At 63.0% G+C, this 13,919-nt stretch carries 11 protein-coding genes; 6 read left to right on the top strand and 5 right to left on the bottom strand.

Annotation, left to right across the window (positions count from 1 at the left end; translation table 11 throughout):
* Window positions 1–3: 3 nt before the first annotated feature.
* Window positions 4–2,130, bottom strand: coding sequence for a methionine--tRNA ligase (metG, locus tag P9239_RS14775; RefSeq protein WP_309752083.1), 2,127 nt, complete (start codon window positions 2,128–2,130; stop codon window positions 4–6).
* A gap of 607 nt (window positions 2,131–2,737) precedes the next feature.
* The gene (locus tag P9239_RS14770; RefSeq protein WP_309752081.1) at window positions 2,738–3,394 is read right to left on the bottom strand and encodes an OmpA family protein; all 657 of its coding nucleotides are present in this window, start codon (window positions 3,392–3,394) and stop codon (window positions 2,738–2,740) included.
* Window positions 3,395–3,652: 258 nt separating this feature from the next.
* Here P9239_RS14770 and apbC point away from each other — a divergent pair, with 258 nt between their 5' ends.
* The 4 genes from apbC (at window position 3,653) to P9239_RS14750 (ending at window position 8,516) form a co-directional block, all read left to right on the top strand.
* Window positions 3,653–4,741: an iron-sulfur cluster carrier protein ApbC gene (gene apbC, locus P9239_RS14765; protein WP_309752079.1), complete on the top strand. Its 1,089-nt coding sequence runs from the start codon at window positions 3,653–3,655 to the stop codon at window positions 4,739–4,741.
* 119 nt (window positions 4,742–4,860) lie between these two features.
* The gene (locus P9239_RS14760; RefSeq protein ID WP_309752077.1) at window positions 4,861–5,400 is read left to right on the top strand and encodes a superoxide dismutase family protein; all 540 of its coding nucleotides are present in this window, start codon (window positions 4,861–4,863) and stop codon (window positions 5,398–5,400) included.
* 158 nt (window positions 5,401–5,558) lie between these two features.
* Window positions 5,559–6,128, top strand: a complete 570-nt coding sequence (gene dcd / locus P9239_RS14755; protein ID WP_014190693.1) for a dCTP deaminase — start codon at window positions 5,559–5,561, stop codon at window positions 6,126–6,128.
* Between the two features lie 102 nt (window positions 6,129–6,230).
* On the top strand, window positions 6,231–8,516 hold the full coding sequence (locus P9239_RS14750) for an arginine/lysine/ornithine decarboxylase (protein ID WP_309752066.1): 2,286 nt from the start codon (window positions 6,231–6,233) through the stop codon (window positions 8,514–8,516).
* A gap of 78 nt (window positions 8,517–8,594) precedes the next feature.
* On the opposite strand, the gene gstA is transcribed toward P9239_RS14750, so the two are convergent.
* Together gstA and P9239_RS14740 are read right to left on the bottom strand one after the other, a co-directional pair.
* Window positions 8,595–9,200: a glutathione transferase GstA gene (gene gstA / locus P9239_RS14745; RefSeq protein ID WP_309752064.1), complete on the bottom strand. Its 606-nt coding sequence runs from the start codon at window positions 9,198–9,200 to the stop codon at window positions 8,595–8,597.
* A 108-nt stretch (window positions 9,201–9,308) separates the two neighbouring features.
* Entirely contained in the window at window positions 9,309–10,238 is a 930-nt protein-coding gene (locus tag P9239_RS14740; RefSeq protein ID WP_309752062.1) for a bestrophin family ion channel, read from the bottom strand.
* 373 nt (window positions 10,239–10,611) lie between these two features.
* Between P9239_RS14740 and P9239_RS14735 the strand changes: the two genes are divergently transcribed.
* Window positions 10,612–12,081, top strand: a complete 1,470-nt coding sequence (locus P9239_RS14735; RefSeq protein ID WP_309752060.1) for a lytic polysaccharide monooxygenase — start codon at window positions 10,612–10,614, stop codon at window positions 12,079–12,081.
* 46 nt (window positions 12,082–12,127) lie between these two features.
* On the opposite strand, the gene P9239_RS14730 is transcribed toward P9239_RS14735, so the two are convergent.
* The gene (locus tag P9239_RS14730; protein WP_309752058.1) at window positions 12,128–13,000 is read right to left on the bottom strand and encodes a 2OG-Fe(II) oxygenase; all 873 of its coding nucleotides are present in this window, start codon (window positions 12,998–13,000) and stop codon (window positions 12,128–12,130) included.
* Between the two features lie 33 nt (window positions 13,001–13,033).
* Here P9239_RS14730 and P9239_RS14725 point away from each other — a divergent pair, with 33 nt between their 5' ends.
* Entirely contained in the window at window positions 13,034–13,897 is an 864-nt protein-coding gene (locus tag P9239_RS14725; protein ID WP_309752056.1) for a lytic transglycosylase domain-containing protein, read from the top strand.
* Window positions 13,898–13,919: the final 22 nt, after the last annotated feature.

Raw genomic sequence — 13,919 nt, 5'->3', positions numbered from 1 at the left:
GCGTTACTTCACCCGCATACCCGGCTTCGCTCCGCTATGCGGCTCCAGAATGTAAAGCCCCGGCTCCGCCTTCTCGTCGGTCGCGGAAGCGGCGAGCACCATGCCTTCCGACATGCCGAATTTCATCTTGCGCGGCGCGAGATTGGCGACCATCACCGTCAGCTTGCCGATGAGATCCTGCGGCTGATACGCCGACTTGATGCCGGAGAACACGTTGCGCGTCTTGTCCTCGCCGATATCGAGCGTCAGTTGCAGCAGCTTGTCCGAGCCTTCGACTGCCTTGCAATCGACGATCTTCGCGATGCGCAAATCGACCTTCGCGAAGTCGTCGATGGAAATGGAGCCCGACTCTTCTTGCTTGGTTTCCTTCTTCGCGGCTGCGGTCGCCGCTTCCGGCGCGGCCGGTTGCAGCGATTCGCGATTCGCGGCGAGCAGCGCCTCAATCTGCTTCGGATCGACGCGCGTGGTCAGATGCTTGTACGCGTTGATCGCGTTCGCGGACGAGAGCGGGCGCTCGGCATCAGCCCACGTGAGCGGCGCGACGCCGAGAAACGCCTCCACGGATTCGACGAGCTTCGGCAGTACGGGCTTCAGCGCCAGCGAAAGCAGCCGGAACGCTTCAAGGCTCACGCTGCACGTCTCATGCAGCGCGACGGCGTTCGCCGGGTCTTTCGCCTGTTCCCACGGCTTCGCGGTGTCCACGTAGGCGTTCACGGCGTCGGCGAGTTCCATCGTCGTGCGCAGCGCGCGGCCGTATTCGCGGGACTCGTAGAACGCCGCGATCTGCGGAATCGCGCCGCGCAGTTGTGCAATGAGCGGATGCTGCATCGCGCTGTCCTGCACGCGGCCGTCGAAGCGCTTGATGAGAAAACCCGCCGCGCGGCTCGCGATGTTCACGTACTTGCCGACCAGATCGCTGTTCACGCGCGCCTGGAAGTCGTCGAGGTTCAGGTCGATGTCTTCCATCGTGCTGTTGAGCTTCGCCGCGAAGTAATAGCGCAGCCACTCCGGATTGATGCCCGTGTCGATCACGCTTTGCGCGGTGATGAACGTGCCGCGCGACTTCGACATCTTCGCGCCATCCACGGTCAGAAAGCCGTGCGCGAACACGTTCGTGGGCGTGCGATGGCCGGAGAACTGAAGCATCGCGGGCCAGAACAGCGTGTGGAAATACAGAATGTCCTTGCCGATGAAGTGATACTGCTCGGCCTTCGAGCCGGGCTTCACCCAAGCGTCGAAATTCACGCCGATACGATCCGCCAGATTCTTGAAGCTCGCGTAATAGCCGACGGGCGCGTCGACCCACACGTAGAAGTACTTGCCCGGCGCGCCGGGAATTTCGAAGCCGAAGTAGGGCGCGTCGCGCGAAATGTCCCAGTCGGCGAGCTTGGCTTCCCCCTTGTCGCCGAGCCATTCGCGCATCTTGTTGGTGGCTTCTGGCTGCGCGAGTCCGCCGACCCAGCCGCGCAGAAAATCTTCGCAACGCGGATCGGACAGGCGGAAGAAGTAATGCGTCGAGGTCTTGCGGATGGGCGTCGCGCCCGAGACCACCGAATACGGATTGATGAGCTCGGTCGGCTGATAGGTGGAGCCGCAGACTTCGCAATTGTCGCCGTATTGGTCCTTCGCGCCGCATTTCGGGCATTCGCCTTTGATGAAGCGGTCCGGCAAGAACATTTCCTTCACGGGATCGTAGGCTTGCTCGATGTCGCGTGCTTCGATCAGGCCGGCTTGCTTGAGCGCCGTATAGATGGAATCGCAGAGCACGCGGTTCTCTTCGGCGTCGGTCGAATGATAGTTGTCGAACGAGATGCCGAAGCTGTCGAAATCGCGCTTGTGCTCCTTCCAGACGCGCTCGATCAGCGCTTTCGGCGTGATGCCTTCCTTTTCGGCGCGCAGCATGATCGGCGTTCCGTGCGTGTCGTCGGCGCCGACGTAATAAACCTCGTGGCCGTGCATGCGCAGCGTCCGCACCCAGATATCCGTCTGGATGTACTCGACCATGTGGCCGATATGAATCTGGCCGTTCGCGTACGGAAGCGCGGACGTGACGAGAATCTGGCGGCGGCCGCCTTCGTTGACTGAAGCGGCGGACGCGGTGGCGGAAATCGGTGCTGACGATGCTGACATGGAGGCGCGGCCCGAAGGAAGTGCTGGAAGCGGGTGAAAAGGGGAATGTCGATTCTAGCAGGGCGGGCACGACACGCAGGTGCCGACGCCTTCGTCCCGTTACGAGTCGGTACGCTGGGAGAGAAATCGATCGAAGCGCGGTTCAGTCTGTGCACGGAACAAGTGCCGTTGCCACTACAAGCTGAGACGAGTCACCGGGTTGTCGGATTCGCCTACCAGCTAACAGCTTGCTGGCGGACGGGACGATCCAGTAGAGAGGGGAAGCCAACGCCGCACGCGACGCACGTTTGCATCTGGTGAACGGCTGATCTGTCTTATCGGCCTACCAGAGGCGGCCGCGATCAGGATTGCGCACGGGCGGACATGTTCGACATCTCAACGCCGCAGTCGAGGGTTTCGCCGCGGATTGTTCGCCCCAAAAAAAAACCGGGGTCCAATCGGGCCCCGGAGCAACAACGACAAGAGGAGAATGGCAGGCGATGGCCCAGCCACGCACCTACCGTAACGACAGACAAGCGGCGGCCCGCCAAGTTTCAAAAATTTTTCGCGGGCATCCGAAACGGTGACGGATCGCGCGCTTGCCGCGAGTTCTCCGCGAGTCAGGCGCTTACTGGACCTGACCCGGCTGCGCCGTCGCGCGCAGGTAGATTTCCACGCGGCGATTCTGCGCGCGCCCCGCTTCGGTCGAATTGTCGGCGATCGGCTGGTTCTGGCCCATGCCCTGCGCCGACAGACGCTGCGCCGGGACGCCGTGGCTGGAAATATACGACGCCACGCTCTGCGCGCGGTTCTGCGAAAGCGTCTGGTTATACGCAGCCGTGCCGGTGTTGTCCGTATGGCCGACGACGCTCGCGATCAGCTCGGGATGCTGCTGCAACGTTTGCGTGACCGAGTTCAGGACCGGATCGAACGACGGCTTGATCGCGTAGCTGTTCGTATCGAACGAGATGGAATTCGGGATGTTGACCTTCAGCGAGCCGTCCTGCTGCTCCGTCACTTGCGTGCCGGTGCCCTTGGAGTCGCCGGAAATCTTGTTGCGGATGGCCTGCCAGTTGTAGCCGGTGATGCCGCCGACCGCAGCGCCCGTGGCCGCGCCGATCGCCGCGCCCTTGCCGCCGCCGAAAATGGCGCCGATACCCGCGCCCGTGGCCGCGCCGACGCCCGTACCGACGGCCGCGTTGGTGCCCTGCTGCGACGCGCAGCCGGCGACAAGTGCGCCGGCGACGGCGAACACGGACAAACGGGTCAACATCTTCATCTTCATCTTGCTCTCCTTAAATCAACAAGCGGTTCGACGCCACGCGCCGACAGTGCGAAAGGGTCTTCGGACGGGCTTTCGGACGAGCCTCTACAATATTGAGAAAGGCCCGTTTGCTCGCAGCGATGCGTCCCCGGAAAACGACAGCAGCGGCATAGTGCAGCGCGAAACAAGTCGCGCGCAACGGCGCTAACAATTATTTTCAATTTCCTCAGTTTGTTGCACGGCGACGCACGGCAGCAACCCTCGTTCCACGGAGTTTCAATGAGCATTGACCGCGCGCAGATCGACACTGCACTCGCCACCCTGACCGATCCCAACACCCAGCGCAAGTTAGTCGACACCAAGAGCATCCGCAACGTATCGGTCGAAGGCGGCAAAGTGTCGGTGAGCGTCGTGCTGGGCTATCCGGCGAAGACGCAGTTCGAATTGATCGGCAAGCTCGTCGCGGACGCGCTGCGTCAGGTGCCTGGCGTCACCGATACCGCCGTCGACGTTTCTTCGCAAGTGGTCGCGCATGCGGTGCAGCGCGGCGTGAAGCTGCTGCCGAACGTCAAGAACATCATCGCGGTGGCGTCCGGCAAGGGCGGCGTGGGCAAGAGCACGACGGCGACCAACCTGGCGCTCGCGCTCGCGGCGGAAGGCGCATCGGTCGGCATGCTCGACGCCGACATCTACGGCCCCTCACTGCCGATGATGCTCGGTATCTCGGGCCGCCCCGAATCGCCCGACAACCAGTCGATGAATCCGCTCACCGGCCACGGCATCCAGGCGAATTCGATCGGCTTTCTGATCGAGCAGGACAATCCGATGGTCTGGCGCGGCCCGATGGTCACGTCCGCGCTCGAACAACTGCTGCGTCAGACGAACTGGAAGGACCTCGATTACCTCGTCGTGGACATGCCGCCGGGCACGGGCGACATCCAGCTCACGCTGTCGCAGAAGGTGCCGGTGACGGGCGCGGTCATTGTGACGACGCCGCAGGACATCGCGCTGCTCGACGCGAAGAAGGGCTTGAAGATGTTCGAGAAGGTCGGCATTCCGATTCTCGGCATCGTCGAAAACATGAGCACGCATATCTGCTCGAACTGCGGCCACGAAGAGCATATCTTCGGCGCGGGCGGCGGCGAGCGCATGGCGAAGGAATACGGCGTGCAGATTCTCGGTTCGTTGCCGCTCGACATTTCTATCCGCGAGCGCACCGACGCGGGCCAGCCGACGGTCGTGTCGCAGCCGGACAGCCATATCGCGGAGACGTATCGCGCGATTGCGCGTCGCGTCGCGATCTCGGTCGCCGAGCGTCAGCGCGACATGACCTCGAAGTTCCCGAGCATCGTCGTGCAGAACACCTGATCCGCGGCAAAGCAGCCCTCTTGCGCGAGCCTTGTGCGGCGCGGCTCGCGGTATCATGTCGCCTTCGAGACGCGGCAGCGTCGACGCAACGGGTGTCGGCGGGCCGCCGAGAGGATCGCATGAGAGACAGAGTCAACGGGCGGACGCGCTCCGCCTGGTTCGCCTTGTTCGCCGTGGCCGTTTGCGGCGTGCTGCTCGGCGGCTGCGGCATCATCTTCCAGGAACACGAAAAACGCGCCGACGCCACGCTGACGCCTACGCCCGGCAACACGGCGCGCGGCACGGTCACGCTCATCGAGCGCGCGGACGGCGTGCAGATCTCGTACAACCTCGTCGACATGCCGCCCAACAGCGACCACGCGTTGCAGGTTCACGAGCGCGGCGACTGCATCGCAGTGAACGGGGACGCGAGCCCCGTGTTCGCGTTGCCTTCGGACCGCAGGCGCACGGGCAACCGGCTGGAAGGCGAACTCGCCAACATCCACGCGGACGCCACCGGCGCGGCCACGGGTTTCATCGTGGCGACGGACGTGTCGCTCGACGGCGTGCGCTCGGTCATTTCCCGCGCGATCATGCTGCATCGCGAAGCAACCGACCCCTACGCAATGAGTCCGCACAACGTGGGTCCGGCGCTTGCGTGCGGCGTGATCCGCCGATAACGGCATCGGCCCAACGGCCGATCTCGCGGCGCCCAGCGTTCCGCGTAAAATACGCGCTTCCGTTTACGTCTGGCCGCACAAGGCCATGCGCCGTTTCACCGCAGGCCTGCCATCGCGCGAGCGCACGGCACAGGCCGCAACGTTGGGTAGCGTCCCCTATGAGCATCAAGTCCGACAAGTGGATTCGGCGCATGGCCGAAGAGCACAAAATGATCGAGCCGTTCGTGCGCGATCAGGTGCGCGTGGCCGAGGACGGCCGCAAGATCGTGAGCTACGGCACGTCGAGCTACGGCTACGACATTCGCGTGGCCGACGAATTCAAGATCTTCACGAACATCAACTCGACCATCGTCGATCCGAAGGCGTTCGACGAGAAATCGTTCGTGGACTTCAAGGGCGATGTCTGCATCATTCCGCCGAATTCGTTCGCGCTCGCGCGCACGGTCGAGTATTTCCGCATTCCGCGCTCCTGCCTGACCGTGTGTCTCGGCAAGTCGACTTACGCGCGCTGCGGGATCATCGTGAACGTGACGCCCTTCGAACCGGAGTGGGAAGGCTACGTGACGCTCGAATTCTCGAATACGACACCATTGCCCGCCAAAATCTACGCGAACGAGGGTGTCGCGCAGGTTCTCTTCTTCGAAAGCGACGAAATCTGCGAGACGTCCTACGCCGACCGCGGCGGCAAGTACCAAGGGCAGCACGGCGTGACGCTGCCGAAAACCTGATCGCCCCGCGCCTTAGAACCGCACACGGCACGCGCTTGTCGAAGGACCGCTGGCTCCGGAAAAAGTCCCGGGCAGCGGTCGTTCCATTTGGAGATTCGCCTCATGAAGTTCCGCTTTCCCGTCGTCATCATCGACGAAGACTTTCGCTCCGAGAACATCTCGGGTTCCGGCATTCGCGCGCTGGCCGAGGCGATCGAGGGCGAAGGCGCCGAAGTGCTCGGCCTCACGAGCTACGGCGATCTCGCCGCTTTCGCGCAGCAGTCGAGCCGCGCGTCGTGCTTCATTCTGTCGATCGACGACGACGAACTGCTGCCTTACGCCGACAACGTCGTCGTGGAAGGCGACACGCCCGAACTGGCGTCGGCCATCGTCGCATTGCGCGCGTTCATCAACGCCGTGCGCCGCCGCAACGCCGACATCCCCATCTTCCTGTACGGCGAAACGCGCACCTCGCGGCACTTGCCGAACGACATCCTGCGCGAGCTGCACGGCTTCATCCACATGTTCGAGGACACGCCGGAGTTCGTCGCGCGGCACGTCATTCGCGAAGCCAAGGTGTATCTCGATGCGCTCGCGCCTCCGTTCTTCAAGGAACTGGTGCAGTACGCAGACGAAGGTTCGTATTCGTGGCACTGTCCGGGGCATTCGGGCGGCGTCGCGTTCCTGAAGAATCCGCTCGGGCAGATGTTCCACCAGTTCTTCGGCGAGAACATGCTGCGCGCGGACGTCTGCAACGCGGTCGAGGAACTCGGCCAGCTGCTCGATCACACCGGCCCGGTCGCGGCGTCGGAGCGCAACGCGGCGCGCATCTTCGGCGCGGATCACCTCTTTTTCGTGACGAACGGCACGTCCACGTCGAACAAGATCGTGTGGCACGCCACCGTCGCGCCGGGCGATATCGTGCTCGTGGACCGCAACTGCCACAAGTCGATCCTGCACGCCATCACCATGACGGGCGCGATTCCCGTGTTTCTGACGCCCACGCGCAATCACTTCGGCATCATCGGGCCGATTCCGCGCGACGAGTTCAAGCCCGAGAATATTCGCCGCAAGATCGAGGCGAATCCGTTCGCGCGCGAGGCGCTCGCGAAGAACCCGAAGGTCAAGCCGCGCATTCTGACCATCACGCAGAGCACGTATGACGGCGTGGTCTATAACGTCGAGATGATCAAGGATCTGCTGGGCGACATGCTCGACACCCTGCATTTCGACGAAGCCTGGCTGCCGCACGCCGAGTTCCACTCGTTCTATCAGGACATGCACGCCATCGGCGCGGGCCGGCCGCGTACCGGCGCGCTCGTGTTCGCGACGCACTCCACGCACAAGCTGCTCGCCGGCATTTCGCAGGCGTCGCAGATTCTCGTGCAGGACAGCGAGAACAGCACGTTCGACCGCCATCGTTTCAACGAGGCGTATCTGATGCACACGTCGACGTCGCCGCAATACGCGATCATCGCGTCGTGCGACGTCGCCGCCGCGATGATGGAGTCGCCGGGCGGCCCGGCGCTCGTGGAAGAGTCGATTGCCGAGGCGCTCGATTTCCGCCGCGCCATGCGCAAGGTCGACGCCGAATACGGCGACGACTGGTTCTTCAAGGTCTGGGGCCCGGACGCGCTGGCCGAAGAGGGCATCGGCGACCGCGAGGACTGGATGCTGAAACCGAACGACCGCTGGCACGGCTTCGGCGCGCTCGCCGAAAATTTCAATATGCTGGACCCGATCAAGGCGACGATCATCACGCCGGGGCTCAACGTGGACGGCGAGTTCGGCGAAACGGGCATTCCAGCTGCCATCGTGACGAAGTATCTGGCGGAGCACGGCATCATTGTCGAAAAGACGGGTCTTTACTCGTTCTTCATCATGTTCACGATCGGCATCACGAAAGGCCGCTGGAATTCGATGGTCACCGAGCTTCAGCAGTTCAAGGACGACTACGACAACAATCAGCCGCTCTGGCGCGTGCTGCCGGAGTTCATTGCGCAACACCCGTCGTACGAGCGCATCGGTTTGCGCGATTTGTGCGAGCAGATTCACAGCGTCTACCGCGCGAACGACATCGCGCGGCTCACGACCGAGATGTATCTCTCCAGCATGGAGCCCGCGATGAAGCCGTCCGAGGCATACGCGAAGCTCGTGCACCGCGAGATCGACCGCGTGCCGATCGACGAACTCGAAGGCCGCGTGACGAGCATTCTGCTGACGCCGTATCCGCCGGGCATTCCGTTGCTGATTCCGGGCGAGCGTTTCAATCGCACTATCGTGGATTACCTGCGATTCGCGCGTGAGTTCAACGAACGCTTCCCCGGCTTCCATACGGATATCCACGGGCTGGTCGGCGAAATGATCAACGGACGTATCGAGTATTTTGTCGATTGCGTGCGGGATTGACGTTCGTCTGATTCGCTGCTGCAAAACAAACGGCCCTTCGATGAAGGGCCGTTTGTCTTTCCGGGAAGCGCGGATCGCTCAGATCAGGCCTTCCGCCTTCATCGCCGCCTGCACCGCGGGACGCGCGCCGACGCGCGCCTGATACGCGGTCAATGCCGGCCACTTGTTCAGATCGAGGTCGATGAACGACGCCCAACTGAGCACCGTGAAAAGGTAAGCGTCGCCGATGCCGTATTCGTCGCCGAGCAGGTACTGCTTGTCGTCAATGTGTTTCGCGACATACGCGAGACGGCGTTCGAGATTGGCCTTCGCAGCGGCTTTCCACTCGCTTGTCGCCGCCGGATTGAAGAACGGCGAGAAGTTCTTGTGCAATTCCGTGCCGATGAACGTCAGCCATCCTTGCAGGCGATAGCGCGACATCGCGTCGGCGAGCGGCGCGAGATGCTTCGCCGGCACCTGATCCGCGATGTACTGCATGATCGCCGGGCCTTCGGTCAGCACGTCGCCATTGTCGAGCTGAAGCGCGGGTACGTAGCCCTTCGCGTTGATCGCCATGAAATCGGCGCCGCTCGCGGTGACTTTCGTCTTCAGATCGACGGCTTCGATCTCGTAAGGCAGACCCGATTCTTCGAGGACGATGTGCGAGGCAAGCGAACACGCGCCGGCTTTGTAGAACAGTTTCAAGTCAGATTCTCCGTATTGAACCGCTGGAAATTATGACCGAAATGCCGTGCTTTCCGCAGGTACGCGCTTGAAATTAACTGTGTCTTGCCGCGAAGCGCCGGTCGCGCGTCAGTCGAGAATGTGGCGCGGCGCGGCGGATGGCCGCGGCGGCACGCGTTCGAACGCCGGGTCCGCGGCCATGTCGTGCAGCGCGTTTTCCAGTGAATCGCAGATGGCATTCAGCGCGAGGTCGTTTTCTTCCAGCCCGAACGGATCTTCGATCTGCGCGGCGATCGCCTCCAGCGCCATGAACGCATACGCCACCAGCAGCGCGAAGAGCGGCGTGAGCAGCCCCGCGCCATCGACGAGGCCGAACGGCAGCATCACGCAGAAGAGATAGATGGTGCGGTGAATCATCACCGAGTACGAAAAGGGCAGCGGTGTCGAGGTGAGCCGCTCGCAGCCGCCGATCACGGCCGACAGCGCGTTCAGATTCTCGTCGATGGCGAGCATCGCGTAGCCGTCGAGCGCGCCTTCCCGTTTCCTCGCCGCGACCCATTCGCCGAGCCAGAGCAGAATGAGCGCCGGCTTGCACTGCGCGGCGGCCACGCGCGCGTGCAGTTCGGGCGGCAGGCGCGGCGCGAGATCGCTGGAAGCGTCGGTGCCTCGCAACTGATGCCTTAGCGCATGCGCCAGACCGCCGATCGCCGCGAGAAAGCGCCGCGTGTCGGCGGCATCGCGCGGATGCGGCATCGACAACGCCTGACGCGCAAGCGAACGCGCGGTGATGACGAGCGAGCCCCAGAGCTTGCGGCCTTCCCACCAGCGGTCGTAGCTCGCGCTGTTGCGAAAGCCTAAGAACACCGCGAGCGCGATGCCGACGAGCGCGAACGGCGGCGTGCCGAGCCCGATCGGGTAATGGCGCATGTGGTCGTGCATGAAGATCGCGGCGACCGACAGCGTGAAGATGAGCCCGAGCCGCGGCAGCAGTTGCGGCAACACCGAGCCGCGCCAGACGAACAGCATGCGGAACCAGTGCAGCTTCGGGCGAATGATCATGTTTCGGGTCTGCTCTCGGAGTGAGTGGCGTGCGGTGCGATACGCTAAGACGAGACGTTGCGCGTCATACATTTTAAGTCAGCATGGCGCCGTATCGAAACCTTGAACGATCGGCGCGGCGCGCTTCGTTTGCCACATGCAGGCAGGAACCGGCATCCCGTGAGTGATGCGCCATGCGAGTCGATGACGATCGGCCTGAGCGTCTTCGTGCTAACTGCTCCTCGAGACACCTACTAGAATGGATTCCAATCGAAGCCTGCTATCCGTGCATAAGTTAGGTATTCGAAGTAATCGTGCCGATGGTTGCGGCACTGAGATCAATGCGGCACCTCTTCCAAGAACCTCGTAGGCAGGCCACAAAAAGGAGGCATTCATGCCCGCAGCCAGGCGCAACATCTTTTTGGTGCTGTTTCCCCTTACTCTTCCATGTGCTGCATCGGCGCACGGAACGCTCGAGACTCCGCTGAGCCGCGTGTATTCGTGCTATCTCGAAGGGCCGGAAAATCTGAAGTCGGCTGCGTGCCAGGCGGCGGTGGCTGTCGCGGGGCCAGCGTTCCTCTACGACTGGGCAGGCGTCAACCAGTTGCCTAACGGCGATCACAAGGCGTTCGTGCCGGACGGGCATCTGTGCAGCGGCGGAAAGACGAATTACTACGGACTGGATCTCGGACGCAACGACTGGCCGGCCACGTCTATCTCGTCGGATCTGAGCGGTAACTTCACGTTTGTGTGGAACGCGACCGCGCCGCACGTCACGCGGTACTTCCAGTTTTACATGACGAACGACAACTACGATTTTAGCCAGCCGCTGAAATGGTCCGATCTCGACAGCAAGCCGTTTTGCGAGATCAACAACGTCACGCTGGACAACGGCCGCTACAAGATGCAATGCAAACTGCCGGCGGGCAAGACGGGCAAGCGCATCATCTATGTGATCTGGCAGCGCAACGACAGCGCCGAGGCGTTCTACGCGTGCACGGACGTGGTCATCAATGGCGTGAAGTCGACGTGGCGCGAGTTGCGTCCTGTGCCGACGACCGCGCAGAATCAGCCCGCCGGCATGAAGATCACCCTGCGCGTATTCGACCCGGACGGCCACGATCTGGAATCGATCAGCTACACCGTGACCGCGCAGACCACGAACGCGGCCGACTGGATGTATGCCATGGCTTCGACCATCAACAATCAATCCAAGCGCGTGCATGTCGGCCTGATCGACAACAACGGCAATATCGTGCCGCAGAAGGAGCCGTCGGCGAACCGCATTTACGTCGATGGCCCGACCGACTACAACTTCATGGTGGACTACACCGGCTCGGCGACACCGACGCCCGCTCCGGCTCCCGCGCCGACACCGACACCGACACCGACACCGACACCGACACCGACTCCGACTCCAGCTCCAACGCCGACGCCAACGCCTGCTCCCACGCCAACTCCAACTCCAACACCAACTCCAACACCAACGCCCGCACCCGCACCCGCGCCCGCACCATCACCGACTGCGGGCGGCACGTGTGCGGTGCCGTGGCAGGCGGGCACGATCTACAAGTCGAAAGAGCAGGTCTCGGCGAACGGACGCAATTACAGCGCACGCTGGGAGAACGGTGACAATCCGGTAACCAATTCGGGCAGCGGCAAGGCCTGGCAAGACATGGGCACGTGCTCGGGGCAAACGGCGCTGGCGTGCGCCGCGCCGTGGAGCGCGAGCAAGACCTATGCGACCGCCGGCACGAACGTGAGCTATAACGGCATGAACTATCGCAACAAGTGGTGGTCGGCGAATGTCGATCCGGCGACGAACTCCGACGGCGCGTGGGAAAAGATCGGACCGTGCAGGTGATCCTCTGCAGCGCGTCGCGCGGGACCGGACGTCCCGCGCGATGCGGTCATTGCTCCGCACGAAAGCGTCCGCGCCGGACCCACTTCGTTGCGATCCACTTTTCGCCTTGTTCGACGGGCGTGCCGGCATGCAGAGTTCTCGCATCGCTCTGGCCGAGTTCGTTGACGTACTCGAAATAGAGCGCGCTGCCGCGCCGCGGATGTATCGCAAGGCCCACGGCGGGAAACGTCGTGTCGCCGCCGCGCGCGACCTCGTTGAGATACAGGATGATGGTCGCTACCCGCTGTCCGCCGCGCTGCATGTGATGCCGGCTGCCCGCCTGCTCCTCGGGAAAATAGTCGAAATGCGGACGATATTCGCCGCCGACGCCATAACGAAGAATATGAAGATCCTCACCGTTCTCGACAGGCTGCCGGAACAGTTCCGCGAGTCGCCGGTCGATGGTGCCGACGAGCGCATCCGTCGACGCATTGACGAACGCGCCTTCGCTCTGGCGTGCGGTGATCGTGACTTCGTTGCCCGAATCCGGGTCGACGACGCTGGAGCGTTGCACGCGCGCGCGGCCGATTGCGATGAGCCGGTCGCATTCGTCGTGCGTGAGGACATCGGCGAAGAGCGCGACGACCGGCTGCCCGAAGCTGAAGAGCTTGGGCGCTTCGCAGTCGCTTGCGGTGAGGACGCGGCCGGGCGGCAGCATCGGCGTGCCGTAGACGTAGGCGGAGGCATCGGTGGCAGCGGCGGCATCCGGCATGTCGAACGCTTCGCCCGCAAGACGACGCGCGAGAATCAGCCGCGCTGTGTTCGGATGGAAATTGGCGGCGACCATGGCATCGATCAACGATTGATGCGCGCATCCGCGGAGGATGTTTTCATCGAGCCACGTTTTCCATGCGGCATCGAAGCGGGGAAGGGTGCTCATGGCTGCCTGACGAGGAGGATGAAACGTCCATTCATGGAAGCACAAAAGCGCCCGCATCTCAACGATCTGCTTGAAACAGCGCGCCGCATGATGCGAGCGTGGCTCTTCGCGTGCGCGCTATGCACGTGTCACGCGCACGCGCACGCGGCGAACATGCTCCGCTGCGAGTCTGACGACAACAACCGAGTGAGCTATGTCAGCGAGCGCATCGAACACGCGCGATGCAGCCGTCTGACGATGAACTGGCGCGAGTCGGCGTCGTCCATAGCGTCCGCGTCGAGCGCGATCGCGTCTGCGCCCGCGATGCCGCGTCCCGTCGCGTTGCGGCGGCGCCAAGCCACGGCGCGCATCTACAGCTACATGGAAGATGGTGTGCGGCACTATCTCACACGGAATCCCGATGGCGTGGCAGCAAGCGTGTCGGTGATCGAGTTGCACTTCATCGAAACGTGCAACCTGTGCGAGCCTGCCGCCGAAGTGAACGTCGCCGCGCTTTCGCTCGACACGCGTTCTTACCAGCGCGAGATCGATGCCGCGGCGGCATCGTTCGGCGTGGATCGCGCGCTGGTGCGAGCCGTGATTCATGCCGAATCGGGGTATCGCGCTGACGCCGTTTCGGGCAAGGGCGCGCAGGGACTCATGCAGCTGATGCCCGCGACGGCGGCGCGCTTCGACGTCGGCGATCCGTTCGACGCGGCGCAGAACATCCGCGGCGGCGTGCGCTATCTCGCGTGGCTCTTGCGGCGCTTCGGCGGCGACCTCGACCTGACGCTCGCGGCGTATAACAGCGGCGAAGGGGCGGTTGCGCGTCATGACGGCGTGCCGCCCTATGCCGAGACACAGGCGTATGTATCTCGCGTCAAGCTGCTCGCGGACCGCTATCGCGCCGTGCGCTAGCGGTCGTGCCATTCATTCGATG

Source organism: Caballeronia sp. LZ062 (genome assembly GCF_031450785.1).
Classification (GTDB): Bacteria; Pseudomonadota; Gammaproteobacteria; order Burkholderiales; family Burkholderiaceae; genus Caballeronia.
Note: the sequence above shows the minus strand (reverse complement) of the source record. Positions and strands in the feature narration are given on the sequence as shown.

Coding starts and splice junctions, on each gene's coding strand:
- metG (WP_309752083.1), bottom strand. CDS start 2,130: ATGTCAGCATCGTCAGCACCGATTTCCGCCACCGCGTCCGCCGCTTCA.
- P9239_RS14770 (WP_309752081.1), bottom strand. CDS start 3,394: ATGAAGATGAAGATGTTGACCCGTTTGTCCGTGTTCGCCGTCGCCGGC.
- apbC (WP_309752079.1), top strand. CDS start 3,653: ATGAGCATTGACCGCGCGCAGATCGACACTGCACTCGCCACCCTGACC.
- P9239_RS14760 (WP_309752077.1), top strand. CDS start 4,861: ATGAGAGACAGAGTCAACGGGCGGACGCGCTCCGCCTGGTTCGCCTTG.
- dcd (WP_014190693.1), top strand. CDS start 5,559: ATGAGCATCAAGTCCGACAAGTGGATTCGGCGCATGGCCGAAGAGCAC.
- P9239_RS14750 (WP_309752066.1), top strand. CDS start 6,231: ATGAAGTTCCGCTTTCCCGTCGTCATCATCGACGAAGACTTTCGCTCC.
- P9239_RS14740 (WP_309752062.1), bottom strand. CDS start 10,238: ATGATCATTCGCCCGAAGCTGCACTGGTTCCGCATGCTGTTCGTCTGG.
- P9239_RS14735 (WP_309752060.1), top strand. CDS start 10,612: ATGCCCGCAGCCAGGCGCAACATCTTTTTGGTGCTGTTTCCCCTTACT.
- P9239_RS14730 (WP_309752058.1), bottom strand. CDS start 13,000: ATGAGCACCCTTCCCCGCTTCGATGCCGCATGGAAAACGTGGCTCGAT.
- P9239_RS14725 (WP_309752056.1), top strand. CDS start 13,034: ATGGAAGCACAAAAGCGCCCGCATCTCAACGATCTGCTTGAAACAGCG.